This window comes from Polaromonas sp. C04 (assembly GCF_002002705.1).
Taxonomy (GTDB): Bacteria; Pseudomonadota; Gammaproteobacteria; order Burkholderiales; family Burkholderiaceae_C; genus Rhodoferax_A.
The window spans coordinates 108,086-133,693 of the sequence record NZ_MUNS01000041.1 but is presented as its reverse complement, the minus strand read 5'-3'; the positions used below and the strand labels follow the sequence as shown (position 1 = coordinate 133,693).

Annotated in this window: 23 protein-coding genes; 13 read left to right on the top strand and 10 right to left on the bottom strand. The window is 65.4% G+C overall.

Annotation, left to right across the window (positions count from 1 at the left end):
• The first annotated feature begins 15 nt into the window (after positions 1-15).
• From queA to B0E49_RS17005, 7 genes are all read left to right on the top strand, one after another.
• Entirely contained in the window at positions 16-1,128 is a 1,113-nt protein-coding gene (gene queA, locus B0E49_RS17035) for a tRNA preQ1(34) S-adenosylmethionine ribosyltransferase-isomerase QueA (protein ID WP_077563590.1), read from the top strand.
• Entirely contained in the window at positions 1,115-2,305 is a 1,191-nt protein-coding gene (gene tgt / locus B0E49_RS17030; protein ID WP_077563588.1) for a tRNA guanosine(34) transglycosylase Tgt, read from the top strand. The genes queA and tgt overlap by 14 nt, the downstream gene beginning before the upstream one ends.
• 94 nt (positions 2,306-2,399) lie before the next feature.
• Complete coding sequence (locus B0E49_RS17025) at positions 2,400-3,533, top strand: ATP-binding protein (RefSeq protein WP_286138082.1); 1,134 nt, start codon at positions 2,400-2,402, stop codon at positions 3,531-3,533.
• Positions 3,534-3,791: 258 nt separating this feature from the next.
• Complete coding sequence (locus B0E49_RS17020) at positions 3,792-6,269, top strand: DEAD/DEAH box helicase family protein (protein ID WP_217349261.1); 2,478 nt, start codon at positions 3,792-3,794, stop codon at positions 6,267-6,269.
• A gap of 43 nt (positions 6,270-6,312) precedes the next feature.
• Positions 6,313-6,543: an antitoxin gene (locus tag B0E49_RS17015; RefSeq protein WP_077563584.1), complete on the top strand. Its 231-nt coding sequence runs from the start codon at positions 6,313-6,315 to the stop codon at positions 6,541-6,543.
• A gap of 2 nt (positions 6,544-6,545) precedes the next feature.
• Positions 6,546-6,962 (top strand): type II toxin-antitoxin system tRNA(fMet)-specific endonuclease VapC, encoded by a 417-nt coding sequence (gene vapC / locus B0E49_RS17010; RefSeq protein WP_077563582.1) that lies wholly within the window; start codon positions 6,546-6,548, stop codon positions 6,960-6,962.
• Between the two features lie 34 nt (positions 6,963-6,996).
• The gene (locus tag B0E49_RS17005) at positions 6,997-9,027 is read left to right on the top strand and encodes a site-specific DNA-methyltransferase (protein WP_077563581.1); all 2,031 of its coding nucleotides are present in this window, start codon (positions 6,997-6,999) and stop codon (positions 9,025-9,027) included.
• Between the two features lie 11 nt (positions 9,028-9,038).
• On the opposite strand, the gene B0E49_RS17000 is transcribed toward B0E49_RS17005, so the two are convergent.
• Entirely contained in the window at positions 9,039-9,749 is a 711-nt protein-coding gene (locus B0E49_RS17000; protein ID WP_077563579.1) for a haloacid dehalogenase type II, read from the bottom strand.
• 124 nt (positions 9,750-9,873) lie between these two features.
• On the opposite strand from B0E49_RS17000, the gene fusA reads away from it, so the two are divergent.
• Complete coding sequence (gene fusA / locus B0E49_RS16995) at positions 9,874-11,982, top strand: elongation factor G (protein WP_077563577.1); 2,109 nt, start codon at positions 9,874-9,876, stop codon at positions 11,980-11,982.
• Between the two features lie 21 nt (positions 11,983-12,003).
• Here the strand turns inward: fusA and B0E49_RS16990 are convergent, their stop codons facing one another.
• Positions 12,004-14,172 carry a TonB-dependent receptor gene (locus B0E49_RS16990; RefSeq protein ID WP_077563575.1) on the bottom strand — a complete coding sequence of 723 codons (2,169 nt, stop codon included), beginning with the start codon at positions 14,170-14,172 and terminating at the stop codon, positions 12,004-12,006.
• 90 nt (positions 14,173-14,262) lie between these two features.
• Positions 14,263-14,577, bottom strand: a complete 315-nt coding sequence (locus B0E49_RS16985) for a hypothetical protein (RefSeq protein WP_077563573.1) — start codon at positions 14,575-14,577, stop codon at positions 14,263-14,265.
• Positions 14,578-14,685: 108 nt separating this feature from the next.
• Between B0E49_RS16985 and B0E49_RS16980 the strand changes: the two genes are divergently transcribed.
• Genes B0E49_RS16980 through B0E49_RS16970 form a run of 3 tightly spaced genes read left to right on the top strand, consistent with a single transcriptional unit; the run spans position 14,686 to position 17,497 of the window.
• Positions 14,686-16,323 (top strand): FAD-dependent oxidoreductase, encoded by a 1,638-nt coding sequence (locus tag B0E49_RS16980; RefSeq protein ID WP_077563571.1) that lies wholly within the window; start codon positions 14,686-14,688, stop codon positions 16,321-16,323.
• A complete protein-coding gene (locus B0E49_RS16975; protein ID WP_077563569.1) occupies positions 16,320-16,499 on the top strand; it encodes a hypothetical protein in 180 nt (59 codons plus the stop codon). Before B0E49_RS16980 ends, B0E49_RS16975 begins: the two co-directional genes overlap by 4 nt.
• Before the next feature lie 20 nt (positions 16,500-16,519).
• Complete coding sequence (locus tag B0E49_RS16970) at positions 16,520-17,497, top strand: Bug family tripartite tricarboxylate transporter substrate binding protein (protein WP_077563567.1); 978 nt, start codon at positions 16,520-16,522, stop codon at positions 17,495-17,497.
• A 6-nt stretch (positions 17,498-17,503) separates the two neighbouring features.
• Here the strand turns inward: B0E49_RS16970 and B0E49_RS16965 are convergent, their stop codons facing one another.
• The 7 genes from B0E49_RS16965 to B0E49_RS16935 form a co-directional block, all read right to left on the bottom strand.
• Positions 17,504-18,754: an FIST signal transduction protein gene (locus tag B0E49_RS16965; RefSeq protein WP_077563565.1), complete on the bottom strand. Its 1,251-nt coding sequence runs from the start codon at positions 18,752-18,754 to the stop codon at positions 17,504-17,506.
• A gap of 20 nt (positions 18,755-18,774) precedes the next feature.
• The gene (locus tag B0E49_RS16960; protein ID WP_077563563.1) at positions 18,775-19,503 is read right to left on the bottom strand and encodes a PhaM family polyhydroxyalkanoate granule multifunctional regulatory protein; all 729 of its coding nucleotides are present in this window, start codon (positions 19,501-19,503) and stop codon (positions 18,775-18,777) included.
• An 84-nt stretch (positions 19,504-19,587) separates the two neighbouring features.
• Positions 19,588-20,094, bottom strand: a complete 507-nt coding sequence (locus B0E49_RS16955) for a copper chaperone PCu(A)C (protein WP_077563561.1) — start codon at positions 20,092-20,094, stop codon at positions 19,588-19,590.
• A gap of 43 nt (positions 20,095-20,137) precedes the next feature.
• Positions 20,138-20,686: a YcnI family copper-binding membrane protein gene (locus tag B0E49_RS16950; protein WP_077563559.1), complete on the bottom strand. Its 549-nt coding sequence runs from the start codon at positions 20,684-20,686 to the stop codon at positions 20,138-20,140.
• Between the two features lie 22 nt (positions 20,687-20,708).
• On the bottom strand, positions 20,709-23,093 hold the full coding sequence (locus B0E49_RS16945; protein ID WP_077563557.1) for a TonB-dependent receptor: 2,385 nt from the start codon (positions 23,091-23,093) through the stop codon (positions 20,709-20,711).
• A 77-nt stretch (positions 23,094-23,170) separates the two neighbouring features.
• A complete protein-coding gene (locus tag B0E49_RS16940) occupies positions 23,171-23,524 on the bottom strand; it encodes a DUF2946 family protein (protein WP_077563555.1) in 354 nt (117 codons plus the stop codon).
• Between the two features lie 30 nt (positions 23,525-23,554).
• Positions 23,555-24,373: an enoyl-CoA hydratase/isomerase family protein gene (locus B0E49_RS16935; RefSeq protein WP_077563554.1), complete on the bottom strand. Its 819-nt coding sequence runs from the start codon at positions 24,371-24,373 to the stop codon at positions 23,555-23,557.
• A gap of 102 nt (positions 24,374-24,475) precedes the next feature.
• Here B0E49_RS16935 and B0E49_RS16930 point away from each other — a divergent pair, with 102 nt between their 5' ends.
• Both B0E49_RS16930 and B0E49_RS16925 read left to right on the top strand, forming a co-directional pair.
• On the top strand, positions 24,476-25,084 hold the full coding sequence (locus B0E49_RS16930; RefSeq protein WP_077564174.1) for a MarC family protein: 609 nt from the start codon (positions 24,476-24,478) through the stop codon (positions 25,082-25,084).
• Between the two features lie 157 nt (positions 25,085-25,241).
• Positions 25,242-25,559: a high-potential iron-sulfur protein gene (locus tag B0E49_RS16925; protein WP_077563552.1), complete on the top strand. Its 318-nt coding sequence runs from the start codon at positions 25,242-25,244 to the stop codon at positions 25,557-25,559.
• Positions 25,560-25,608: the final 49 nt, after the last annotated feature.

The following is a 25,608-nucleotide window of genomic DNA, read 5'->3' as shown; positions in this document are numbered from 1 at the left end:
CAGCCCTCAAGCACCATGCACCACTCACTCCCAGGCGCGCCGCGCACCTTCCTGCTTGGCGATTTCGATTTCGCACTGCCCCCCGAACTGATTGCCCAGCACCCGGCCCCCGAGCGCAGCGCCTCACGCCTGCTCGACGGCCGCGGCGCGGCGCCGGTGGACCGCATCTTTCACGACCTGCCCGCGCTGCTCAACCCCGGCGATCTGATGGTGTTCAACGACACGCAGGTCATCAAGGCACGCCTGTTCGGCGAGAAGCCGACCGGCGGCAAGGTGGAGCTGCTGGTCGAGCGCGTGCTGTCCGGCAACCAGGTCGCGGCCCATATGCGGGTCAGCAAAAAGCCGGAGCCGGGCACCACGCTGGTGCTGGCGGGCGGTGGCGGTTTTCGCGCCACGCTGCTGGGGCGCTGGCCCGACGAGCAAGGCGCCATGTTCCGCTTTGTGCTGTCCAACGATGCGGGCGACGACCCTTACGCCTTGATGGAGCGCCACGGCCACGTGCCGCTGCCGCCGTATATCAAGCGGCACCAAGGCGCCGCGATCACCCACACCGATTCGGAAGAGGACGAACGGCGCTACCAGACGGTGTTCGCCAAGAACCCGGGCGCGGTGGCGGCGCCGACGGCCGCGCTGCACTTCGACGAAGCACTGCTGGCCGCACTCGACGCGCGCGGCGTGCAGCGTGCCAGCGTGACCCTGCACGTGGGCGCGGGCACCTTCCAGCCGGTGAAGACCGAGGACCTGGCCGAGCACCAGATGCACAGCGAGTGGTACGACGTGCCCGAGGCCACGCAGCGCGCTATTGAACAGTGCCGTGCGCGCGGCGGCCGCCTCATCGCGGTCGGCACGACCACGGTGCGCACGCTGGAATCCATGGCCGCCAGCGGCCAGGCTAGAGGCGACACGCGCATCTTCATCACGCCGGGGTTTGACTTCAAGCTGGTTGACAGCCTGATCACCAACTTCCACCTGCCCAAGTCCACCCTGATGATGCTGGTGAGCGCGTTTGCCGGCTACGAGCACATCATGGCGCTGTACCGCCACGCGATTGAATCGCGCTACCGCTTTTTCAGCTATGGCGACGCCATGCTGCTCACCCGACAAGCCCCCGACCATGCTGCAATTTGAACTGCTCAAGACCGACGACGCCTCTGGCACCCACCCCGGCTCGCACGCGCGCCGCGGGCGCCTCACCCTGAACCACGGCGTGGTCGAGACGCCCATCTTCATGCCGGTCGGCACCTACGGCACCGTCAAGGGCGTGCTGCCACGCAGTCTCGAAGAGATGGGCGCGCAGATCATCCTGGGCAACACCTTTCATTTGTGGATGCGTCCGGGGCAGGACGTGATGGCGAGTTTTGGCGGGCTGCACCAGTTTGAGAAATGGAGCCGGCCGATCCTGACCGACTCGGGCGGCTTCCAGGTCTGGTCGCTGGGCGAGATGCGCAAGATCACCGAGGAGGGCGTGCACTTTGCCTCTCCCGTCAATGGCGACAAGCTGTTCATGTCGCCCGAGGTGAGCATGCAGATCCAGACGCTGCTGAACAGCGACATTGCGATGCAGCTCGACGAGTGCACGCCGTATGAGACCAAGGGCCACATCACCACCGAGCGCGAGGCGCGAGCGTCGATGGAAATGAGCCTGCGCTGGGCCGCGCGCAGTCGGGATGAGTTCCAGCGGCTGCAAAACCCGAACGCACTGTTCGGCATCGTGCAGGGCGGCATGTTCGAGAACCTGCGCGAAGAATCGCTGGAGCGGCTCGTCGCGATGGATTTCCCCGGCTATGCGATCGGCGGCGTCAGCGTGGGTGAGCCCAAGGACGAGATGTTGCGCATCATGGCGCACACACCGCACAGGCTGCCGGCGCACAAGCCGCGCTACCTGATGGGCGTGGGCACGCCCGAAGACCTGGTGGAAGGCGTGGCGCAGGGCGTGGACATGTTCGACTGCGTAATGCCCACGCGCAACGCGCGCAACGGCACGCTGTTCACGCGCTTCGGCGACCTGAAGATCCGCAACGCGCGCCACAAGACCGACCCCCAGCCGCTGGATCCGAGCTGCACCTGCCATGCCTGCGCCGGCAGCTCGGGCGTCGCCTGGGCCGACGGCGGCCGCGAGGGCTTTTCCCGCGCCTACCAGCACCACCTGGACCGCTGCGGTGAAATGCTCGGCCCCATGCTGGCCAGCATCCACAACCTGCACTACTACCTGAACCTGATGCGCGAGGTGCGCGAGGCGCTCGATACGGGGCGGTTTGGTGAATTCGTCCAGCAGTTCAAGGCGGACCGGGCGCGCGGGGTGTGATGAGCCGGGAAATTTAACCTTGCAAATCATGGAATGAAACTCCATAATTGCAAGGATGTTTCCTCGCCATCTCCAACACCGACTCATTGAAGAGTTGGAGCATTCGCCGGCCGTCGCTCTGCTGGGTCCACGCCAGTCCGGCAAGACCACGCTGGCGCTGGAGATTGCGAAGGGACGAGCCAGCCTTTACCTGGACCTTGAGTCGGAGCACGATCGCGCCAGGCTGGCCGTGCCCGAGCTCTACTTGTCGGACCATCTGGACAAGCTGGTCATCCTCGACGAGGTGCACCGCGCGCCCGGTTTGTTCCCCGTGCTGCGCGGTCTGATTGACCAGGCCCGACGCGAGGGCAGGCGAGCGGGCCAGTACCTGTTGCTGGGCTCCGCCTCGCTCGACCTGCTGCAGCAGTCGGGCGAAACGCTGGCCGGCCGCATCGCCTACCTGGAGCTCGGCCCCCTCAACGTGCTGGAAACAGGGGCAGAACCTATTGACGCGCTCTGGCTGCGCGGCGGTTTTCCCGACAGCCTGACGGCTCCCAGCGACGCGCGCAGCCTGCGCTGGCGGCAAAACTTCATCCGCACCTACCTGGAACGCGACATTCCGCAATTTGGCCCGCGCATTGCGGCAGAGACCCTGCGCCGCTTCTGGACCATGCTGGCGCACCACCAGAGCGGCCTGCTCAATGTGGCGAGCCTTGCCCGCAACCTGGGTGTGGATGTGAAGACGGCCCAAAGCTACATCGACCTGCTGTGCGACCTGCTGCTGGTACGGCGTCTGCCCCCGTGGCACGCGAACATCGGTAAACGACTGGTCAAGTCGCCCAAGGTCTACGTGCGCGACAGCGGCCTGGTGCATGCCCTGCTGGACATCGCCGACAAAGAGACCCTGCTGTCCCACCCGGTGGTGGGTGCCAGCTGGGAGGGTTTTGTCATTGAAAACCTGCTGGCCTGCGCTCCGTCCACCGTGCAGGCTTATTTTTATCGCACCAGTGGCGGGGCCGAGATCGACCTGCTGCTGGCATGGCCGGGTGGCGCCCTCTGGGCCATAGAGATAAAGCGCAGCCTCGCACCCAAAGTGGAGCGCGGCTTTCATGCAGCCTGCGATGACCTCGCGCCAGCACGCAAGCTGGTTGTCTACCCTGGGCAGGACTCGTTTCCGCTCGGCCACGAGGTACACGCCGTGCCGCTGCTGGCGCTGTGCCAGGAACTTGCAATGAAAGAACCTTCATGAGCCATCTCTTTCAAGCACTGACCGAACGCGTGGACGCATGGCGTGCCGCCCGCTACGACTGCCCGGACTTCCCCGCCATCGGCGAAATCCTGGACTTCGCGCTGGAAGACCCCGCCACCGACCAGTTGCGCTATCTGCGGCGCGCGCAATTCCGGGCGCTGGAAACCTACTGGTACCTGCGGCTGATACTGAACACGCCACGCGTCCCCGACCCTGTACACCGCACTGTTCCCCAAGCCCAAAGACAGGCGCGAAGCCATGGGCCTGACATCAACCGAAATCGTGAGCATGATTGCGGACGATGGATTGGACGCCGTCATCGAGCGGCTACAAACCGACAACGCCTTCGTGCGCCAACACGGGCTGGAGTCTCTGCGCGAAACCTTCGCGCTGGACTACCCGAGCTACATCCTGGCGCTGGCCATGGGCGCGGGCAAGACCATCTTGATGGGCAGCATCGTCGCCACCGAATTCGCCATGGCGCTGGAATACCCCGATGGCCCGTTCGTGCAGAACGCGCTGGTGTTCGCGCCCGGCAAGACCATTCTCAGCGCGCTGCGTGAGCTGGCCGACATTCCGTTCGAGCGCGTGCTGCCCGCGCGCCTGCACAAACCGTTTGCCGCCAGCTTCAAGCTCACCTTCACGCGCGACGGCGACAAGAACATTCCCATCACGCTGGGCAGCAGCTTCAACGTCATCGTCACCAACACCGAAAAAATCCGCATCCAGAAGGCCACCGTGCGCAACGCCGGGCAAAGTCGCCTGTTTGCCGGCACCAAGGAGGAGGAAGCCACGGCCCTTGCCAACCTGCGCCTGCAGGCCATTGCCTCGCTGCCGCACCTGGCCGTTTTCTCCGACGAAGCGCACCACACCTACGGCCAGAAGCTGCTGGGCAAGTGGGAGAAGGACAAGGACACCGGCGAGCCCGTGTTCAAGGACGATGGCATCAAAAAGGTGCGCCGCACCATCGACTACCTGGCGCAGGAAACCAACCTCATCGTCACCATCAACGCCACCGGCACGCCCTACTTCGAGCGCCAGCCGCTGCGCGACGTGGTGGTCTGGTACGGCTTGGGCGAGGGCATCCGCGATGGCGTGCTAAAGGAGCTGGCCGGCGGCATCAAGGTACTGGAGCTGGGCGATGGGGAAGCGGCGCAGATGGTGCAAAACGTCGTTGACGATTTTGTGCAGGCTTACTGGGCTTCGCGACTGCCCAACGGCGCACCGGCCCGGCTGGCGCTGTACTTTCCCAACCTCGAAACGCGCGATGAGCTGCGCTCCGCGATTGAATCGGCACTGCTGACGCACGGCATTGGCACCGACACACTGCTGGCCGTGGACAACAAATCCAGCGACGCCACGCGCCGCGCCTTCGAAGCCGTGGGCTCCGACCCTGCCGCACCGCACCGGATACTGCTGTTGGTCAACATGGGCACCGAGGGCTGGAACTGCCCCAGCCTGTTTGCCTGCGCGCTGGTGCGCAAGCTCGCCAGCAGCAACAACTTTGTGCTGCAGGCCGCCACCCGCTGCCTGCGCCAAGTGCCCGGCAACACCCTGCCCGCCCGCGTCTACCTCACGGCCAGCAACAAGAAAACGCTGGAAGACCAGTTGACTGAAACCTATGGCACCAGCTTGACAGCGCTGGACGGCGCACATGCCGAGCGCGTGGAAAAAACCATCCACCTGCGCCAGCCCCACCTGCCCCCGCTGCTGATCAAAAAACGCGTGCTGCGCATCCAGCGCAAGGCCGATGCCGCCAGCGCCGCGCCGCTGGTCTTGCGCATGCCCGATGTGCCCGCACCCCAAGGCCCGGTGGTGCAAACCTGGAGTCCCGTGCTCACAGCCAGCGGCGACGCGCGCCTGCAACGGCTCGATGCAGCCGATGTGCTGCTGGAGTCTTTTACGCCGACGCTAGACGCCTACACCGCCGCCGCCCGTCTCGCCGCCAGCCACCACTTGCCCACGCCCGAGCTGCTGGCCACGCTGCGCTGCGCATATGGAGAAAACGGCACTCAACCCATACAGGACGGGCGTGAGCAGCTACAAATTCCGGAGCATCACCTCGACGCCTTGGGCATGCAGATCGAATCCCAGCGTGGCCAGTATGAGGAAGCCTGGGACGAAATCGAAGTCGCCGTGGCGCTGGTCAAGGCCGAAGGCTTCGATCGGGTCGAAGTAGACGGACAACCCGTCTACACCGCCCGCATCAGCTTTGCCAAAGAGCGCGAAGCCCTCTACAAAACAGCACAGGACACGGCCCACGCCGCCCTGGCGCTACAAAGCAGCTTCCATTACGAAGGCTACAACTTCGACTCCGGTCCCGAAGCCGAGTTTCTGGACTGGACGCTGGGCCTGCTGCAGGCCCACCCGCACCAGATCGAGGGCCTGTGGTTCACCGGCGGCCTGACCGATGCCGGCAAGACCGACCTGCGCGCCGAATACCTGGGCGACGACGGCCGCTGGCATACCTATACGCCCGACTTTGTGCTGCGCCGCGCCGACGGCAAGCACCTCGTTGTAGAAGTCAAGAACGACAAACTCAGCCCCGACATCGCCGCCGACCTGGCCCGCCATTCAGAGGGCAAGGCCCCGCAAACCCTGGAAGGCCGCAAGGCCGTGGCGCTCAAACGCTGGGAAGACCTGAATCCCGACCGGCTGAGCTACCACGTCATGTTTGCCAACATCACCCTGCATGACGAAGGCAAGAGAGCCGTGCGCGACTTCATTGTCGGATAAACGTATATACTTCAAATATATACATTTCTCGCAAGGAGATGCCATGACTTACGCCCGCGTCTTTCAGTCCGGCAACAGCCAAGCGGTGCGGTTACCCAAGGAGTTTCGGCTGAACGTCGAACAGGTTGAAATCTTCCGCCAGGGCGACGACATCGTGCTGCGCCAGACGCCCGCCAATGCCGCAGCCGTGTTCGACCTGCTGACCGACCTGCCCGCCGACTTCCTGGCGCAGGGCCGGGACGACACGCCGCCGCAAGAGCGCGAGGCTTTCTGAGCATGGCCGACGCACCCGTTCGCTACTTGCTGGACACCAACATCTGCATCTACATCGCCAAGGGACACCCGACGGCGGTGCGCGAGCGCTTTGCGCGTCACGCGCTGAATGAGCTGACCCTCTCGGTCATCACCGTGGGAGAACTGCACTTTGGCGCCGAGAAAAGCCAGGCCCGCGAACGCGCCCTGGCCACCATCGGACAACTGGTCCAGTTGCTCCAGCCCTGCCCGCTGCCGCTGGCCGCCGCCGAGCACTATGGCGACATTCGCGCCACGCTGCAAAAACAGGGGCTGCCGATTGGCAACAACGACCTCTGGCTGGCCGCGCACGCGCGCGCCGAGGGCTGGATTCTGGTCACCAACAACACCCGCGAATTCGCGCGCGTACCAGGCCTTCACGTCGAAAACTGGGTCGAATGACCCGCCACGCCCACCGCCCGGCACATTGCCCGCCATGAACGACACCTCCCCAACCACCAAAGCCAACAAGAATCCCACGGACGTGACCATCACCCGCGCCAAGGGCCGCCCCATGCTGAGCTGGGTCGGCAAGAAGCCGCTGGGCCGCGTCACAGCGTTTCCGGCGCAGGCCATCGAGCGCTTCAGCGCCACCGATACCCAGCTCGTGCAGGGTTTGGGCGCGGCCGACTGGTCGAAGTGGCCGCCGGACCTGCCCCAGGGCGGACTGCTGTACCACGGCGACAACAAGGAAGTGCTGGCCCATCTGCTGGCCAACGGCTTTCGCGGCCAGGTCAAGCTGATCTATATCGACCCGCCGTTCGACAGCGGCGCCGACTACGTGCGCAAGGTTCAGCTGCGCGGCCCCAGGGGCACGCTGAAGATCGACGGTGAGGACTACGCGCTGGGCGAGCAGGTGCAGTACACCGACATCTGGAGCAACGACAACTATTTGCAGTTCATGTATGAGCGGCTGCTGATGCTAAAAGAGCTGCTGAGCGAGGATGGCGGGCTGTATTTGCACTGTGACTGGAACAAGGCGCACCACCTGCGCTGCCTGCTGGAAGAAGTGTTTGGACCGGATGGCTTTCGCAACGAAATCATCTGGCAGCGGGTAGCGGCGCGCAGCGACTCAACCACTTACAACCACATTCACGACGTCGTGATGTATTGCACCAAGGGGCCGGATTTTGTCTGGAACCAGCAATACCATGCGTATAGCGAAGACTACTTGGAGGTCAAGTACGCACGCAAGGACGCTGCGGGTCGTCGCTATCGTTTGGACAACATCACCAGCCCCAATCCGCGCCCAAACATGACCTACGACTGGATGGGTCATCCACCACCCGAAAAAGGTTGGCGTTATTCAAAAGAAACAATGCAGCGTCTTCACGAAGAAGGACGAATCTGGTATCCGAGCGACAAACAAAAGCGTCCACAGCTGATTCGCTACTTGGATGAAGCTGAAGGTGTCCCACTTCGCAGCATCTGGACCGACATCAACCCGGTCAACAGCCAGGCCGATGAACGCTCTGAATACCCGACACAGAAGCCAGAAACCTTGCTGGAACGGCTGATCGCCACCTCCACCAACCCCGGCGACCTCGTGCTCGATTGCTTCATCGGCTCCGGCACCACGGCCGCCGTGGCCCAAAAACTCGGCCGCCGCTGGATTGGCTGCGACATCAACAAGGGCGCCATCCAGACCACGGCCAAACGACTGCAGGGCGTGATGCGCGAGCAGGCGGCCGCACTGGCCAACACCAGGCAAGGCGAACTCGTCGCGCAGGACGACGCGCCGCCCGCGCCCTGCCAGCTGTCCTTCAGCACCTGGCGCGTGAACGACTACGACCTGCAGATCCAGCACAACGAGGCGGTGGAGCTGGCCTGCGAGCATCTGGGTATCACGCGCACGCGCACCGACCCGTTCTTTGACGGCACGCGCGGGCAGATGCTGACCAAGATCATTCCGCTGAACCACCCACTTACGCCGCTCGACCTGGAAGCCCTGCGCGCCGAACTCAAAACCCGGCCCGAGGAAGAGCGCGACATTCTGATCGTCAGCCTGGGCCAGGAGCACAAGGCACGCGAGTGGGTGGAGCACTACAACCACAACCGGCCCATCAACAAAATCCACCTGATCGAGCTGCGCACCGACCGCAAGGCGGGCGGCTTCATCAAGCACGAGCCGATGTCGGTGCGGGCCAGCGCAACACGCAACGGCGACAAACTCGTGGTGCAGATCGACGATGTGGTGTCACCCAGCATCATTGCGCGGCTGGACCTGCAGGAGGGCATCTTCCGCGCGCAGATTCCCGACTGGCGCGCCGTGGTGGATTGTGTGCTGATCGACACGAACCACGACGGCGAGGTGTTCAACGTGGCGCTGGCTGACGTACCCGCGCGCAAACAGGATCTGGTGACGGGCCGCTACGAATTGCCGGCCCCGCCTGCGGGCGCCACGGTAGCGGTGAAGGTCATCGACATGCTGGGCGAAGAGCGGGTGACGTTACTCCAGGCACCTTGAGCGTCCCGCAGTCAGCACCCCAGTTGGTCTGCCAGCGCCAGAAAGTCGCGCGCATGCAGCGTATTGCGCGGGTCGGGCGAGACATCCTTCGGCGTGGCCGGTCCCAACTCCGCCGGTCGTTCGATGTAAGCCGTCTTCAGGCCGCAGGCGCGCGCCGCCGCCAGATCGTCATGGTGCGCCGCCACCAGCATGACCTCGTCAGGCGTGACGTCGAAGACCTTGGCGGCTCCGAGGTAAACGGCCGGGTCGGGCTTGTACTTCCTGAAGACCTCGGCGGACAGGATGCAATCCCACGGCAGGCCGGCCCGTTTTGCCATGTCGGTCAGCAGGCCGATATTGCCGTTGGACAGCGTGCAAATGATGCATTTCGACTTGAGCCGACGCAATCCTTCGACCGCATCGGGCCACGCGTCGAGCCGGTGCCACGCCTTGTTGAGGTGGTGCTTCTGCGCTTGCGTCAAGTGCGTGATGTGGAACTGGTCGAGAACGTCGTCCAGGATCAGGCGGTGCAGGTCGTCGATCAGCGTCCAGCCCAGCTCGCCCGACATGACGCGGCGCATGGCTGGCTGGTAGCCGGCGCGCCAGGCCAGCGCAAATGCGCCGGGGTCCACGGCCAGCCCCAGCGCGGCGACTTCGCGCGCGATGCCGCCATGCCAGTCGACCACCGTGCCGAACACGTCGAACGCCAGCACCTTGAGCGATTCACATCCCGCAATGGCCATATTTTCTCCTTGCCTGTGGAACGCGAGTATTGTCTGGTAAACACACGCGCCCTGTACGCGCCGGCCCGCCCGTTGCAGAATCCACGGGCACGGCGCGCAGGGCGCGGCGTGCAAGGAGCTTCTCATGACCCGCAAAACACCCATCGAACGCTACCGCAACATCGGCATTTCGGCCCATATCGACGCCGGCAAGACCACGACCACCGAACGCATCCTTTTTTATACCGGGGTCAACTACAAGCTCGGCGAGGTGCACGAGGGCACGGCCACCATGGACTGGATGGAGCAGGAGCAGGAGCGCGGCATCACCATCACTTCGGCCGCGACCACCGCGTTCTGGAAGGGCATGGCCGGCAACTACCCGGAGCACCGCATCAACATCATCGACACGCCCGGTCACGTGGACTTCACGATCGAGGTCGAGCGCTCCATGCGCGTGCTCGACGGCGCCGTGATGGTGTATGACGCGGTCGGCGGCGTGCAGCCGCAGTCGGAAACCGTCTGGCGCCAGGCCAACAAGTACCAGGTGCCGCGCATCGCCTTCGTCAACAAGATGGACCGCGTGGGCGCCGACTTCCTGCGCGTGCAGCGCCAGATCAGCGAGCGCCTGAAGGGCGTGGCGGTGCCGGTGCAGCTGCCGATCGGCGCCGAGGAGCATTTCCAGGGCGTGATCGACCTCGTGAAGATGAAGGCCATCCTGTGGGACGACACCAGCCAGGGGCTGCATTTCGAATACGCCGACATCCCCGCCGACCTGCTCGCCAGCGCCACGCAGTGGCGCGACAAGATGATCGAGGCGGCCGCCGAAGGCAGCGAGGCCTTGCTGGAGAAATACCTGGCCGGCACGGCTTTGACCGAGGACGAAATCAAACAGGGCCTGCGCCAGCGCACGGTGAGCAACCAGATCGTTCCCATGCTATGCGGCAGCGCGTTCAAGAACAAGGGCGTGCAGGCGCTGCTCGACGCGATCCTCGACTACCTGCCCTCGCCCATCGATGTGCCCGCGATCCGGGGTCACAGCGAGGACGACAAGGAGATCGAGCGGCACCCGGCCGACAACGAACCGTTCTCGGCGCTAGCGTTCAAGATCATGACGGACCCGTTCGTCGGGCAACTGATCTTCTTTCGCGTCTATTCGGGCGTGGTCAAGACCGGCGACACGGTATACATCCCGGGCAAGACGCGCAAGGAGCGACTCGGGCGGATCCTGCAGATGCATGCCAACGTGCGCCAGGAGATCAAGGAAGTGCAGGCGGGTGACATCGCCGCCGCGGTGGGCCTGAAGGACGTGACCACGGGTGACACGCTGTGCGACCCGGACAAAGTCATCATCCTCGAGCGCATGATCTTTCCCGAGCCGGTGATCTCGCAGGCGGTCGAGCCCAAGACCCAGGCCGACCAGGAGAAGATGGGGATTGCGCTGCACCGCCTCGCGCAGGAAGATCCGTCGTTTCGGGTACAGACCGACGAGGAGTCGGGCCAGACCATCATCTCGGGCATGGGCGAGCTGCACCTGGAGATTCTGGTGGACCGGATGCGGCGCGAGTTCGGCGTCGAGGCCACGGTCGGCAAGCCGCAGGTCGCGTACCGCGAAACCATCAAGCAATCCGTGAAAGATGTGGAAGGCAAGTTCATCAAGCAGTCGGGCGGGCGCGGCCAGTACGGCCACGCGGTGCTGAACCTGGAGCCGCAGCCTGCCGGCAAGGGCTACGAGTTCGTCGACGCGATCAAGGGTGGCGTGATTCCGCGCGAGTTTATTCCGGCGGTCGACAAGGGCATCCAGGAGAGTCTGAAGGCCGGCGTGCTGGCGGGCTACCCGGTGGTCGACGTGAAGGCCACGCTGGTGTTCGGCTCGTCGCACGATGTCGACTCGAACGAAAACGCGTTTCGCATGGCCGGCTCGATTGCGTTCAAGGACGCCATGCGCCGCGCGCGACCCATCCTGCTGGAGCCGATGATGGCGGTCGAGGTCGAGGTGCCGGAAGACTTCATGGGCAACGTGATCGGCGACCTGTCGACACGCCGCGGCATGATCCAGGGCATGGAGGACATCGCGGGCGGCGGCGGCAAGCTGGTGCGCGCCGAGGTGCCGCTGGCCGAAATGTTCGGCTACTCGACCACGTTGCGCTCGCTCACCCAGGGCCGCGCCACCTACACCATGGAGTTCAGGCACTACGCGGAGACGCCTCCAAATATTTCGGAGGCGATCGTTCGCGGGCAGAGCAGCCGGTAGGCCGCTGCGGTCCGCGCCCGCTCAAAAGTGCTTGGTCAGGCTCGCGTAGAGGCTGCGCCGCAGACCGTATTGCGGCGCGCCGACGCCGACGCCCGTGCCATCGCGCAGCAGGTAGGTTCTGTCGAACACATTCAGCAGCGAGACCCGCCCCTGCAGGTCGCCATCGGCCTGCTTCCAGGTGTGCATGAAGGCCGCGTTGACCACGGCGTAGCCCGGCAAGGTGCCGCTGTTCGGCGCTCCCCCCTCGGGCGTATTGCGCAGCCCGCTGCCGAACAGCAGGTCGCCGCTGACCTGGTTGTCGCCGAACCGGTAGCTGGTGCCCGCCGACAGCGTGTAGGTCTGGTTGTGATCGAGGTAGATGTAGTGGCTGGCAATGTAGGCCAGCTCGGCCGCGCCGAACAGGGACTGGCTGGAAATGATGTTGCTGCCCTGCGCTTTTTGAACCGCGAAATTCACGTAGCTGGCCCAGTGCGCGTCGTTGTACCGGGCCGACAACTCGAGTCCGCGCGCGTAGCCTTTGGCGTAGTTGAAGGGGGACAAAATCAGCGCCTGCCCGAACTGGCCTTCATCCAGCAGATTACGGATGTTCTTGTAGTAGGCGTCGGCCGACAGCGTGAGCCTGTCGTTCACCTTGTGCGACGCGCCGACATCGAAGTAGTCGGTGCGCTCCGCCTTCACCGGATCGGAGGTGCCGACCTCGGGCTGGTTGGTGGTCCCCGTATAAAGATTGATGCTGGCCTGCGACGCCAGTTCCTGCGGCGGCGGCGTGAAGTAGCGCGCGTAACCCGCATGCAGGGCGGTGGCCTCCGTCAGCTTGTAGGCCATGTTGACGCGCGGGCTGAGCTGGTGCTCCGTCGTGAAGGCGTTCACGGCGTCGAAGCGCAGCCCGTAGTTCAACGTCAGCCTGGGATTGAGCCGCCACTCGTCCTGCGCGTACAGGCTGAACAGCTGCCCGATCTTGCCCGAGTTGTCGGTGATCGTCAGCGGATCGCTGCTGGACTGGCTGCCGTCGGCACCGACCGGGAAAACCGCCACCGAGTTGTCGCTTCGCGTGGCCTGGCGCGTATAGGCGGAGCCGAAACGCAGCGTGTGGTCCGAGCTGGCCTTGTACGACGCGTCGAATTGCAGGCCGTTGGCCGTGTTCGAGCGCAGCGTGTTGGAGGCCACGCCGTTGTAGATCAGATCGCCCACGGGATCGGGCAGATAGTGCAGGTCCGAGTACTGGTGGAACGCCGAGATCTGGTAGTCGAGCTTGTCCAGGGACTTCTGGAACGACAGCACGGCGAACCGGTTGACTTCGGTTTGCTGCTCGCGCACGTCGCTTGACGGCAGGGCGTTGAAGCCCGTCTCGGTGTCGCTGAACCCCGTCAGCGAGTAGCTGGGCGTCTGGCCGGGATTGGTGGGGATCTGGAACTTCCCGTTGTAGGTGCCGAACATGAAGCCGATGCGCGTGCTGTCGTCCACGAAGTACGAGAAATTGCCGAACGTCTTGCCCTGGCGCGTGTGGTCGTTTTGCGGGTTCAGGGTGGGCTGCGGATTCTCGATACCGTTGTCGTTCGACACCAGACTGCCCGACAGGTAGTAGCTCAGGTTGCCTTTCGCGCCGTAGAACGACGCATTCTCTTCCTGGGTGTTGTGGCTGCCGAGCACCAGCCCCAGCGAGCCGCCGGGCTTGGCCAGGCCTTCCTTGGTCTGGATATCGACGATGCCCGCCGTGCGCAGGCCGTACTGCGCCGGCAGCGCGCCGGTCAGAAAGTCCACCGACTGCACGTAGCGCGTATCGATCGACTGGCCGAAGCCGGAAATGCTCTCCGGCAGCACGACCCCATTGATGCGGTACTGCACATTGCCATGGTCATCGCGCACGTGAATGGAGCCGGAAGCCGTCGAGTCCTTGGAGACGCCGGGCACGCGCAGCAGGACCTCGTCGAACGGCGCGGCGTCGCCCTGCCCCAGCGAGTCGATGAGCGTGCGATCGATCCGGTACACCGTGGTGCCCACCTGCGGCGACAGGTCGATACGGGCCTTTTTCAACTGCTGCACGGTGACGTCCACCGTGGACAGCGTGCCCGCGGCGTCGGGCGCGGCCGGGGCGCCCGGCGCCGCGTCGGGCGGTGCGGCCCACGCCCCCAGGCTGGTCAACATGCCCGACAGACAAAAAACAAGCGGGCGCAATTTAAACGAATGCATGAACAAACCTCCAAAACCATGGCGAACGGGACACCGGCGCTGCGCCGGCGTCTGACAGGAAACCTCAAGGAATGGCCGTTTCCGGCGCTGTCACAAGGTTCGCGTGGGAGGTCCGCAGATGCACGGGAACGGCACCGCCTCTGCGTGGTGCAGGGATGCCGTGGGCGTCCGCTCGAGCGCGTAGAGCAGGACGTACGAAGGAACGGGGACGGCGACGGGAAGCACCGTGTCGGAGACCGCATGCACGACCGCGGCGCAAATGGCGCAGTCGCGGTCTTCGCCCGCCGGATGATGGTGGGTCGCCGCGGTGGAGACGAGCAGCGCAAAAGCGAGCGCCACCACCACGGCCAGCCAGCGCCACGCGCCGGGGCGCCGACGTATCAGGTCGAGCGGGTTCGCGGGCATCGGGGCACTTTCAGTCACGCGCCAATTATGGCCGCAACGCGCGGGCCCCATCAACGCTATAAACGCAAGGGAGTCCTTGCAACCCATTCAACAAACTCTCAGGTAGCCATGGCCACTGCTTCTTCCATTCCCCTCAAAGTCCCGGTGGTCATTGCCGGTGGCGGCCCGGTTGGCCTGTCGCTGGCGGCGCTGCTGGCACACCACGGCGTCGCCTGCCTCGTGCTGGAGGCCGATGCGTCGTACTGCGAGGGGAGCCGGGCCATCTGCATCGCGCGCCGCTCGCAGGAAATCCTCGGCTGGGTCGGTGCCGACCGCCCCCTGGTCGACAAGGGCCTGTCGTGGGTCGGCGGGCGCAGCTACTTCCAGGGCACCGAAGTGCTGCATTTCAAAATGCCGAGCGAGCCCAGCGAGCGCTTCGCACCGATGCTCAACATCCAGCAGTACTACATCGAGCAATACGCGCACGCGGCGGCGGCGCGCATCGGCGGGGTCGATGTGCGCTGGTCGGCCCGCGTGACGACCGTGCGGGCGCAGGCCGACGGCGTGGACGTTGATTTTGAAACGGCGGATGGCGTCACGCACAGCGTGCACACCGACTGGCTGGTCGCCTGCGACGGCGGGCGCAGCACGGTGCGCGAGCAACTGGGCCTGCAGCTCGAGGGCATGCAGTACGAGGGACGCTATGTGATCGTGGACATCGAGCAGGACACGCGGCGCGCGGTGGAGCGCCTGGCCTGGTTCGACCCGCCGTCCAACCCGGGCTCCACCATCCTGATGCACCGCCAGCCCGACAACGTCTGGCGCATCGACTACCAGGTCGCCGACCACGAGAATCCGGTGGAGGCGGTCAAACCCGAGAACGTGCTGCCGCGCGTGCAGGCGCACCTGGACATGATCGGCGAGACGGCGCCGTGGAAGCCCCTGTGGATCTCCATCTACAACGCCAAATGCCTGACCCTGCCGAGCTACCGGCACGGCCGCGTGCTGTTTGCGGGCGATGCGGGGCACCTGGTGCCGATTTTTGGCGTGCGCGGCCTCAACTCGGGGCTGGACGACGCCGGCAACCTGGCCTGGAAGCTGGCCCTGGTGCAGCAGGGCCATGCCCGCGAAGCGCTGCTGGACAGCTACTCGATGGAGCGCGTTCTGGCGACGCGCGAGAACATCGCCTACGGCGCCAAGAGCACCGAATTCATGGCGCCGCCGCACCACGGCTTTGCGCTGATGCGAGAGGCCGCGCTGCGCCTGGCCACGGTGGCACCCGGCGTGCGCCCGCTGATCAACCCGCGCCAGTCGGCGCCGATCGAGTATGCGGGCTCGCCCCTGAACCAGCCGGAGCGCGACGGCGCATTCACGGGCGGCGCCCATGCCGGCCTGCCGGCGCCCGAGGCCTCGCTGCAAACCCTGCAAGGCCCGGGGCACCTGACAGCGCTGTTCGGCACCTGTTTTGTGGCGCTGTACTTCTCCAACGAGCCCGATGTGCCTGCGACCTTGCAGCAGCTTGCCGGCAGCGGGCGCGCCGGTGTGGCCGCGCTGCGCCTGCTGCGCGTGGCGGCCCGGGGCGCTGCGAACGCCGACACGGTCGTCGATGCGCTCGGCCAGGCCTGGCAGCGCTGCGACGCGGCCGAGGGCACGCTCTATCTGATCCGGCCCGATGGCTACGTCATGGGCCGCTGGCGCGACGCCGCAGCGTCGCCCGCCCCTATCACTGCAGCACTTGCATGCGTCTTTTCCGGAGAACGGACATGAGTGAAACCCAGCTTGAGCTGACCTACACCGCACTGGCAGAATGCATTGGCCGTGTGGGCGAAAGCAAAACCTCCCTGCTGCTGGCGACGCTGGCGCTGGATCTGTTGAGCCAACAGGCGGATGCCCAGACCGCGCTCGCGCACATTTTGCAGGCCGAGCGGCTCGCCAACACCTGATTCATTTTTGAAGGAAACCCATGCACCCTGTCACCACCCTGATCCGGCAATTCCTGTGCGTTGGCCTGCTGGCCGTCGCCGCCTCGGCATCCGCCCAAACCTACCCGACCAGACCAATTGAATGGGTGGTGCCGTATCCGGCCGGCGGTGGCACCGACGTGGTGGCGCGCATGCTGGCGGACGCCATGGGCAAGACGCTGGGCCAGACCCTCATCATCACCAACAAGCCGGGCGCCGCCACCAACATCGGCGCGGACTATGTGGCGCATGCCAGGGCCGATGGCTACACGCTGCTGTCCGCCGACACGGGGACGCTGGCTGCCAACCCGGTGCTGTACAGCAAGCTCAACTACAGCGCGGAGAAGGATTTTGCCCCGGTCGGACTGATGGCGCGCTTCCCGATGATTCTGGTGGTGAACACTAAAGTTCCGGTGCACAACCTCAAGGAGTTCGTCGCCTGGGCCAAAAGCCAGCGTCACGGAGCCAACTTCGCCACGCCGGGCTCGGGCAGTCCGCACCACCTGGCCACGGAACTGTTCGCCCAGCAGGCCGGCTTGAAGCTGACGCATATCCCGTATCGCGGCGCCGCCCCCGCCATCCAGGACGTGGTCGGAGGCCAGGTGCCCTTCATGTTCGTCGACACGGCCAGCGGCTCCTCCTTCATCGCCGCCGGCAAACTGCGCCCGATCGGCATTGCCAGCGCGCGGCGTGTGAAAAACTTCGACACCATTCCCACGCTCGCCGAGCAGGGTCTCAAGGGTTTTGAAGCCTATGCCTGGCAGGGGCTGGTGGTGCCGGCCGCCACCCCGGCGGACATCGTGGCCAGGCTGAACAAGGCACTGGTGCAGGCGCTGGACTCGACCGAGGTGAAGGCGCGCTTCCAGACCCTGGGCCTCGAAGCCATTCCCAGCACGCCGGCGCAAATGGCGGCCTACACCAAGAGTGAACGCGAGAAATGGGGCGCCGTGATCCGCGCCAGCGGCATCAAACTGGATTGAACGGGCTCAGATGCAGAACACCGTCAGCACGCCGGTGTAGCCGTACAGGTGGTGGCGGGCGATCTCGCCGCCCGCAAAGAAACCCACCAGCGGCACGTCGCCCAGCGCGCGCCGCACGATCTGCAGCTCGGCGCTGGGCGCACCAAAGTGCGGGCCGCCGCGCCCCGAGCAGCTCACGTAGATGGCGCCGGCGATGCGCCGGGCCGCGTTCGGCGCCGAATCGGCCTCGGCCGCGGCCAGCACGGTGGCGGTGCTCAGGGGCATTTCCTCGGGCTCCAGTTCTTCGCGGATTTCGGCGCAGATGCGGATCAGGTCGGCCCGCGCCGCCGTGGCATTGCGCTGGCAAAACGCCAGCCGCATGCCAACCTCGGCCGTCTCGGCAATGGCGACGCCTTTGCGCGCCGGGTCCAGCCCGACGATGTGGCGCACGATCACGTCGCTGCCGAAGTTGCCGGTGCGATTCACCGAGTCGCTGCCCGCATCGCTCAGGCCCACCAGCGTGGCGCGGACCCTGGCCAGGGCCTGGCGTGGCTGGTCGAGCGAGACGCCCAAATCCCCCAGCAGCACATCGAGCGCGGGCCGGCCATCGAGCGCGGTCAGCACATTGCCGTCGACTCCGGTGATCTCGTGCACCGGCGCCACCGGCTGGCAACCCTGCGTCACGCGCGACACCAGGTGCACGCCCTCGCCAAAGGCCACGCCGGACAAGCCGCCACTGAACACGCCGCTGGCGGCGCCATGCCCCTTGATGTTGCCGTTGCCGCCGACGGCGAACTGCACGCTTTGCGTGCGGCTCGACGCCAGGCCGCCAAACAGGTAGCCGGTGGCCGTGCGAGCCGCCATCTCGGCGATCAGCTCGGCCACATCGGGCGTGCCGGCGTCGGCGTGGACCAGCGCCGTGTGCGCCTCGAAGCCCAGGCCCAGCGGCGCCACGCCGGAGAACACTCGGTACTGGTCGCTGGGCAGGTCGCACAGCATCACGGCCAGCGCCGGCTCATCGAAATACTCCACGTTGTTGGACGCGATGCCGACCCCCACGGTGCCGGACCAGTCGGTCACCTGCGGCAGCTCGGCACCGAGGAATTCCAGAATATCCTGCGCGGCGGGTGCATAGTGATCCGTGATGTAGAGCAGGCCCAGCGCCGGCATGTGCGCATAGCCGGGCAGCGCCATGTGGGCGCGCAGCTGCGCCAGCACCAGCGCCGCCGCCATGCGCCATTGCGGATGCGTGGCATGGCCATAAGGAAACAATTTCACGCGCGCGCCCTCCGATCGGTTCAGCGACTCCGGGGAGCCGCTTTTTTAGCCGCCTTTTTGGCGGGAGCCCTTGGTTTGGCTGCACCAGGCGCTACCGATTTCGTAGCGGCCCGGGTGGCATTGGTGGCCATGTCGCTTGCGGTTTTGAGCGCGCCCTTGGCCAGTCCCGTGGCCATGTTCCTGGTGGTGTTCACGGCCGTCTGCTTGGCCGCCTCTTTCATGGCATTGGCCGCAATCTGCTGGAACTGCTGCGTCAGCGAGCCCCACCATGCCACCGGGTCCACCACGCCGGGCGCCGCCTTCGCGTCCGCCTTGCCTGCCACCTTTCCGGTCGTCTTTTCGGGCGCCGTGTCCACGGTCCTGGCGCTCTCCGCCGCCTTCTCGGCGACCTTCTCCGCCGCCTTCTGCACCCCCGACATCACCGTGTCGGCGGCCTTGAGCTTGAAGGCGTTGGCCACGTCGCCCATGTTGAAGTTCATGCCCTTGAGCGTGGCCAGCGTCATTTTTTGCACTTCGAGGGCCTGGATGGTGGCCTTCAGCGCCATCGCGTTCTGGTCCAGCCAGAACTGCACCGCCTTGAGCTCGTCGATGCGCTTTTCGAGCTCATCGACATTGAGCGTGGGCGCCACCCAGTTGCCCAGGTTCGGCAACTGCGGAATGCTTTGCGTGGCGCCCTTGGCCAGGGTCTGCAAAAAGTCGAAACCGGGGATCAACTTGCCGAAACTGGGGTTCTGCAACAGGCTGCTCATGTCTTCTCCTCTTGGGGTTGTTGGTGGAAGGCTGAAAGGCAGTGCCAGCTTACCCCAACGCGCCATGGATGGCGATGGGAGTTATCAGTGTTTCTGCCCGCCCATCATCGTGCCGCCACCGTCCGCGCCCATGCCGTTGGCCACGCCGGGCTCGACGGTGCTCACCGGCACCTTGAGCTCGACGCGGCTCTGCACGCCCTTGTCGTTCTTGAACACCAGCGTCAGCGGCACCGTGCTGTCTTTCATCAAAGGCGCCTTCAGGTCCATCAGCATCACGTGGTAGCCGCCGGGCGTGAGCGCCACCGTCTTGCCCGCGGGCAGCTCGAGCCCGCCTTCGACGGCGCGCATCTTCATCACGTCGCCCTCCATCATCATCTGGTGCACTTCGGCCACGCCCGCCACGGGCGAGGCCACCGCCACCAGACGCTCATTTTCTTTGGCGGTGATTTTCATGAAGGCCCCGGTCGCCTTCTGGCCCTGCACCGAGGTGCGGACCCAGGCGTCCTTGATATCGATGGTCTGGGCGTACAGGGCACCGCACGCCAGCGCGAGGCTGGCGGCAAGGATGCGGGAAAGGATGCTGGATTTCATGGGGATGGCTCCTGTGGAAGATGAAAGATAGCAAGAAATGCGTTCAATGCCGATGCCCGACATGCTCGGAGGGGATGATCTCGAGCAGGGCAGCAGGCGCCTGCAGGCCGTGGGTCGAGGTGCCGCTGGCAGGAATCTGAACCCAGTCGATGCTGCCCTTTTCGCAGGTTTGCAGCACCTTGAACCACATGGCACCCGCCTCGCCGGGGAGGGCGCCGCGCAGCACGAACTCGTCGTACCAGTCGTTGGGCAGCGCCTCATTCTGGCTGGCGGCGCTCCACGTGATCTCCGTCACCGCCTCGGTCACGGACTTGCCATGGTCGTCATACGGCTGGGCCAGCTTCTCGCGCCGGGTGGACAAGACCCAGCCCGGCTTGGGCATGGGTTTGGCGCCCTTGAAGCCGGGCGGAATCAGCACCTTGATGGCTGTGGTGGGCGAGCCCGCGCAGCCATGGCCGACGCGAAACACGGCCCTGTAGCTGGTGCCGGCCAGCGCCGCCGGCTCATCCAGAACAATATGAGCCGATACGCCTGCAGCCCCCGCCATGGATGCGCAGATTGCTATGAATTTTGTAGTTGATGAAAAACGCATGAGGATACCTCGTGGAGCAGGATTACAGATCGAACTTCAGCTCGGCCGTGTAGCTGCGCTGCGGATAGGGGTGGAAGTTCCAGTACTGGTAGTTGTTCAGGTTGTCGATGCCGAAGGCGGCCGCCCACTGGCGCGTGAGCTGGTAGCGCACGCGCAGGTCGGTGGTGAAGTATTTGCTCACGCCCATGTAGGCGTAGCCGTTGACGTCGCTGTTGTTGAGCGTGCGGTACTGCGTGCCGCTGTAGCGCACGCCGTAGGCCACGGTCCATTTGTCGTTGACGCGGTAGCTCGCCAGCGCCGTGGCGCGCCACCTCGGGATGTTGGGCTGCTGCTTGCCGAGGGTGTCGCCCGGCACGCTCACGAAGCCCGCGTTGCTCCGGATGATGGAGTCCGCATAGGTGACGCTGGCGTTCAGGTCCAGCCCGCGCGTCCAGACATCGGTGCCGCTGTAGGCCACCTCCAGGCCATTGGTCTGGATGCGCCCGACGTTCTGCACGCGGCTGATGTTCCGGTTGGCCACCGGGTCGTACGTGGTCTGCGAGTACAGCGCGTCGTGCGTGTCCTCGGTGAAGAAGCTCAGGCGCAGCAGCGCGTTGCCCAGGTCCTTCTCGGCCGTCAGGTCGGTGGTCCACGAGCGCTCGGGCTGCAGGTTCGGGTCGTTGATGTATTGCGAGTTGGTGGTCGAAGTGGCGCCATACAGCTCGCTCACCGTGGGCATGCGCACCGCGCGGCCGGTGGAGGCCTTGAGCACCAGATCGGGCGCCCACTGGTACGACAACGCCGCCTTCGGCGAGAGGTAGTTCTCGCGCCGCGACGCATAAGTGAGCGCGCTGCTGGCCGAGAACGCGGACAGCCCGTCGAAGGCGCGCCACTGCTCGGCGCGCAGGCCCAGCACGGTCTTCCAGCGCGGGGCAAAGGCCCAGGCGTCCTGCGCGTACAGGCTTTGCAGTTGCGTGCGGCCCTGCACATTGCTGGCCAGCGGGCCCGCCGGGTCGGCCAGCCAGTTGCCGGCGATGCTGGAGGTGAGGTACTGCAGCTTGTAGTTGTCCTGCTGCGCCCCGAAGTCCACGATGTGCGCGCCCCGGAGGCCATCCGGGCGCCAGGTTCCCTTGAGCGCCAGATTGTTCCAGCCGCTGCCGCTGCCGTCGGCCACGGTGCCGGCGCCGCCCGTGGCTGCGCCCGGCAGCGGGTTGCCGGCGGCGTTCTGGCGCAGCGTGTCCTGCGCATAGTCGTACAGGCTGGCCAGCACCTCCCAGTCCCAGTTGCCTTGCGTGTGGCTCTTGAGCGACAGGCCGTGCATGTAATGCGTGCTGCTCTGGCTGGTGAGCGCGAAATCGCCCCCGCCCAGCGCCTGTGTGCCCGTGAAGGCCAGCCCGTTGATGTTGATGGGGCCGCTGTAAACGGGCTGACCGGCGGCATTGCGCAGGTACGAGACCGGCGTGCCTTGCGAGGTGTTCTGCCACAAACCCAGCGTGTAGGTCGCGCGCACCACGGGCGTGAAATCGTAGGCCAGCTTGAGCTTGAACTGGTCCTGCACGCTGTGGTATTGCGTTCCCGTGCCCAGCAGGTACCACGGGCTGGCGGCATTGTTGAGGCCGGGCACGGCGCCCGCCACGGGCGTGCCCGCGGCACCTGGCGTGCCACTGCTTTTCAGGCGCGTGGCAAAGGTGAGCGGCTGGCCGTCGCTGTCGGTGTGGCTGAAGGCGAGCAGCCACGCCAGCTCGCCGCTCCTGTTGCCGACCGAGGCGCTGCTCTCCCAGGCGCGGTAGGTGGCATTCGTGCTGTACAGATCGAACGGCTGGCTGGTGTAGCCGGCGCGCGCATGGACCTCGAAGCGCGTGGGCATGCGCGTGACGTAGTCCACCACGGCACCGACCGAGTTGCCCGGATAGGCGGCCGAGAACGGGCCGTACATCACGTCCACGCGCTCGATCTCCGCGGGCGTGACCATGTTCCAGCGCGGCGGGAAGCTCAGGCCCCCCACGCCGTTGCCCAGGTAGTTGGACAGCAGGATGCCGTCGGCATACACGGCGGAGCGCGCGCTGTTGCCGGTGCCCGAGGCCCGGCTCGACAGGATAGCGTGGTTGTAGTCGCCGATGTAGCGCTTGCGCACCAGCAGGCTGGGAAAGTACTTGAGCACGTCCTCGCTGTCGCTGGCGTTGATGGTCTGCTCGATCTGCTCGCGCGTGATGCCCTCCATGGTGGTGGGGATCTGCGTGGGCAGCGAAGTCGGCTGGCCGCTGTTGACGGTGACGATGCCGAGCGACTTGGTCTGGGCATCGGGCGATGGTGCGCCGGACGATGGTGGTTGCCCTTGGGCATGGGCCACGCCGCTCAACAAAAGGGCGGTCGGCGCCGCAAGGGGAAAGGCCAGGGCAAACGCCATGGCGAGACGGTTTTTCCGCATGGGAAAATCTCCTGTTATCAACGAAATCGGCTCCTAGCCCATGCACAACATGGACCAGGCGCTATGAATTTGATAGATCAGGAGAAAACGGGAGGTCCGCGCGCGGGCAGCGGTGCGGCGGTCAGCGCCGCGATGTGCGCGGCCGGGGTGGGTCGCAACACATGCGACAAAGGCTGGTACGGTTCGGCCACCACGCGCAGTTGCGGCGGCGGCGCGCCCAGCGAGGCGCACAACGGGCAGTGCAGCGTGTGGTGGCCGACGCTGCCGCCGTCATCGGTCTTGATGAGCAGCTTCATGGCACCCGCACCGGAACACACGAGTTCCATGGTCTGCGGCTTGACCAGTGGCGACGCCACGGCCACCCCGATCGCCAGCACAAAGCACGCCAGCACCCAGCGGGCAAGAAAGTGGGCGTGGCGAAGCGCGTGCATCACCCGATTATCCACACGCCATCAGCAGTGTCAGAACCTGGGCGGCCGGCGCTCGCGCAGTGATGCGATGCCCTCGTGCACGTCGGGCCCGCCGAAGCCCATGAATTCGAGCGCGAGCGACGTGTCGAAGGTGGGTCCGGCCTGGCGCAGCCAGTTGTTCAGCGAATACTTGGTCCAGCGGATCGCGCTCTGCGAGCCGTTCGCCAGCCGGTCCGCAATCTCGTAGGCTTTCGGCAGCAGCTCGTCGTCGTTCACCGCGAGCGAGACCAGGCCGATGCGCTCGGCCTCCTCGCCGCTGATCGGCTCGCACAGCATCAGGTAGTACTTGGCCTTGGCCATGCTGCACAACAGCGGCCAGACGATGGCCGCATGGTCGCCGGCCGCCACGCCCAGGCGCGTGTGGCCATCGACGATCTTGGCGCTCTTGCTGGCAATCGAAATATCGGCCAGCAGGCCCGCCACGAGACCGGCACCCACGGCGGGCCCGTGCATGGCCGAGACGATCGGCTTGTCGCAGTTGATCACGTTGTAGACCAGGTCGCGCGCCTCCTTCCAGACGCGGCTGCGCACGGCAAAGTCGCTCGCCATGTCCTGCACCAGCGCGAGGTCGCCGCCGCCCGAAAAGCCCAGCCCCTCGCCGCGCAGCACGGCGCAGCGCACCGACTCGTCGGCGCCGACATCGCGCCAGATCTCGGCAAGCTCCCAGTGGCCGTCGTGCCCCGCGGTGGGCAGCTTGCCGTTGAGCGCCTTCATCTGGATGTCGAGCACGCAGCCCTGGCCCGCCACGACGGGGCCACGGCGCGTAATCGCAAGGGTCTGGTAGCGCTGGTAGTCGGGTGTGGTGCTCATCGTCGTGTCTCCGTGGGTTTTCGAGCCAACATTGTGCAGGCAATCGTGCGCGGGACCTTGGCATCGCCGCGGGCCCCGGGCGGCCTGTCGATAATGCACCGCATGAGCTATACCTTCGCCTCGGCCACCATTTTGCTGCTGCTGATCACCGATCCGCTCGGCAACATTCCGATTTTTGCGAGTGCGCTGCGCGGGGTGGCGCCCGAACGCCGGACCTGGGTGACGGTGCGCGAAGTACTGATCGCCTTCGTGCTGCTGCTGGGCTTCATGTTCGTCGGCGACGGGTTTTTGCGCGTCATGAACCTGAGCCAGCTCTCGCTGCAAATCGCCGGGGCGGTGGTGCTGTTCCTGATTGCGCTGCGCATGATTTTTCCGAGACCCCCGACCGACCTGGCCATGCCCGAAGGCGAGCCGCTGATCGTGCCGCTGGCCATTCCCGCGCTGGCCGGACCCTCGGCACTGGCCACCGTGATGCTGCTGGTGTCGCAGGCGCCCGAGCGGCGTCTGGAATGGGTGGCCGCGCTGAGTGTGACGATGGCGGTGTGCGCCGTGGTGCTGCTGCTGGCAGAGCGGATTCAGCGCCTCGCGGGTGAGCGCGTGGTGATGGCCTTCGAGCGCCTGATGGGGCTGATCCTGGTCGCCATCGCGGTCGAGATGCTGCTGCGCGGGCTCACGCTTTTTGTACGGCAGATTGCATCCGCAGCATCCTGAACGCGAGTGATTCGCACTCCATCTTGATTTTCCTCAAATAACTGCCCAACGCACGCAGGCATTGGGGCGCAAAGCTGGCGATGCGGCTTGATTGGTGCGATTATTAGGAGCAGGATTTCACTTTTTTTGATCTCGATCACCTCATACAGGAGACTCCATGAGCAGCACCAATCGACGCGTATTTCTAATGGCCGTGGCGGCCGGCACTTCGGCCCTGGCGGCGACGCAAAACCTGGCACTGGCCGCCGACCCGGAATTGCTCGACACCGATCCGCAGGCCGTCGCGCTCGGCTACAAGAAAAACACGACCCAGGTCGACGCGAAAAAATACCCCAAGCACACAGCCGATCAGCACTGCGCGAACTGCCAGTTGTTCCAGCCCATGGGCGCGGCCGCGACGGGCCACTGCCCGCTGTTTGCCGGTAAACTGGTGCACACCACGGGCTGGTGCAGCGCCTGGGCCAAGAAGGCCTAAAGGCACTAGCCCCCACGCTCGTCACTTCGTGTACGGCGCTGGGCTCGCG

Excerpts from the sequence above, each read along its gene's own strand:
- B0E49_RS16960 (WP_077563563.1), bottom strand. The coding sequence starts at position 19,503 with ATGAGCAGCCTGTTGCAGAACCCCAGTTTCGGCAAGTTGATCCCCGGT.
- B0E49_RS17020 (WP_217349261.1), top strand. The coding sequence starts at position 3,792 with ATGGGCCTGACATCAACCGAAATCGTGAGCATGATTGCGGACGATGGA.
- fusA (WP_077563577.1), top strand. The coding sequence starts at position 9,874 with ATGACCCGCAAAACACCCATCGAACGCTACCGCAACATCGGCATTTCG.
- B0E49_RS16930 (WP_077564174.1), top strand. The coding sequence starts at position 24,476 with ATGAGCTATACCTTCGCCTCGGCCACCATTTTGCTGCTGCTGATCACC.
- queA (WP_077563590.1), top strand. The coding sequence starts at position 16 with ATGCACCACTCACTCCCAGGCGCGCCGCGCACCTTCCTGCTTGGCGAT.
- B0E49_RS16925 (WP_077563552.1), top strand. The coding sequence starts at position 25,242 with ATGAGCAGCACCAATCGACGCGTATTTCTAATGGCCGTGGCGGCCGGC.
- B0E49_RS16940 (WP_077563555.1), bottom strand. The coding sequence starts at position 23,524 with ATGCACGCGCTTCGCCACGCCCACTTTCTTGCCCGCTGGGTGCTGGCG.
- B0E49_RS16970 (WP_077563567.1), top strand. The coding sequence starts at position 16,520 with ATGCACCCTGTCACCACCCTGATCCGGCAATTCCTGTGCGTTGGCCTG.
- B0E49_RS16955 (WP_077563561.1), bottom strand. The coding sequence starts at position 20,094 with ATGAAATCCAGCATCCTTTCCCGCATCCTTGCCGCCAGCCTCGCGCTG.
- B0E49_RS16975 (WP_077563569.1), top strand. The coding sequence starts at position 16,320 with ATGAGTGAAACCCAGCTTGAGCTGACCTACACCGCACTGGCAGAATGC.
- B0E49_RS16980 (WP_077563571.1), top strand. The coding sequence starts at position 14,686 with ATGGCCACTGCTTCTTCCATTCCCCTCAAAGTCCCGGTGGTCATTGCC.
- B0E49_RS16935 (WP_077563554.1), bottom strand. The coding sequence starts at position 24,373 with ATGAGCACCACACCCGACTACCAGCGCTACCAGACCCTTGCGATTACG.
- B0E49_RS16985 (WP_077563573.1), bottom strand. The coding sequence starts at position 14,577 with ATGCCCGCGAACCCGCTCGACCTGATACGTCGGCGCCCCGGCGCGTGG.
- B0E49_RS17005 (WP_077563581.1), top strand. The coding sequence starts at position 6,997 with ATGAACGACACCTCCCCAACCACCAAAGCCAACAAGAATCCCACGGAC.
- B0E49_RS17000 (WP_077563579.1), bottom strand. The coding sequence starts at position 9,749 with ATGGCCATTGCGGGATGTGAATCGCTCAAGGTGCTGGCGTTCGACGTG.
- B0E49_RS16945 (WP_077563557.1), bottom strand. The coding sequence starts at position 23,093 with ATGCGGAAAAACCGTCTCGCCATGGCGTTTGCCCTGGCCTTTCCCCTT.
- tgt (WP_077563588.1), top strand. The coding sequence starts at position 1,115 with ATGCTGCAATTTGAACTGCTCAAGACCGACGACGCCTCTGGCACCCAC.
- B0E49_RS17015 (WP_077563584.1), top strand. The coding sequence starts at position 6,313 with ATGACTTACGCCCGCGTCTTTCAGTCCGGCAACAGCCAAGCGGTGCGG.
- vapC (WP_077563582.1), top strand. The coding sequence starts at position 6,546 with ATGGCCGACGCACCCGTTCGCTACTTGCTGGACACCAACATCTGCATC.
- B0E49_RS16990 (WP_077563575.1), bottom strand. The coding sequence starts at position 14,172 with ATGCATTCGTTTAAATTGCGCCCGCTTGTTTTTTGTCTGTCGGGCATG.
- B0E49_RS16950 (WP_077563559.1), bottom strand. The coding sequence starts at position 20,686 with ATGCGTTTTTCATCAACTACAAAATTCATAGCAATCTGCGCATCCATG.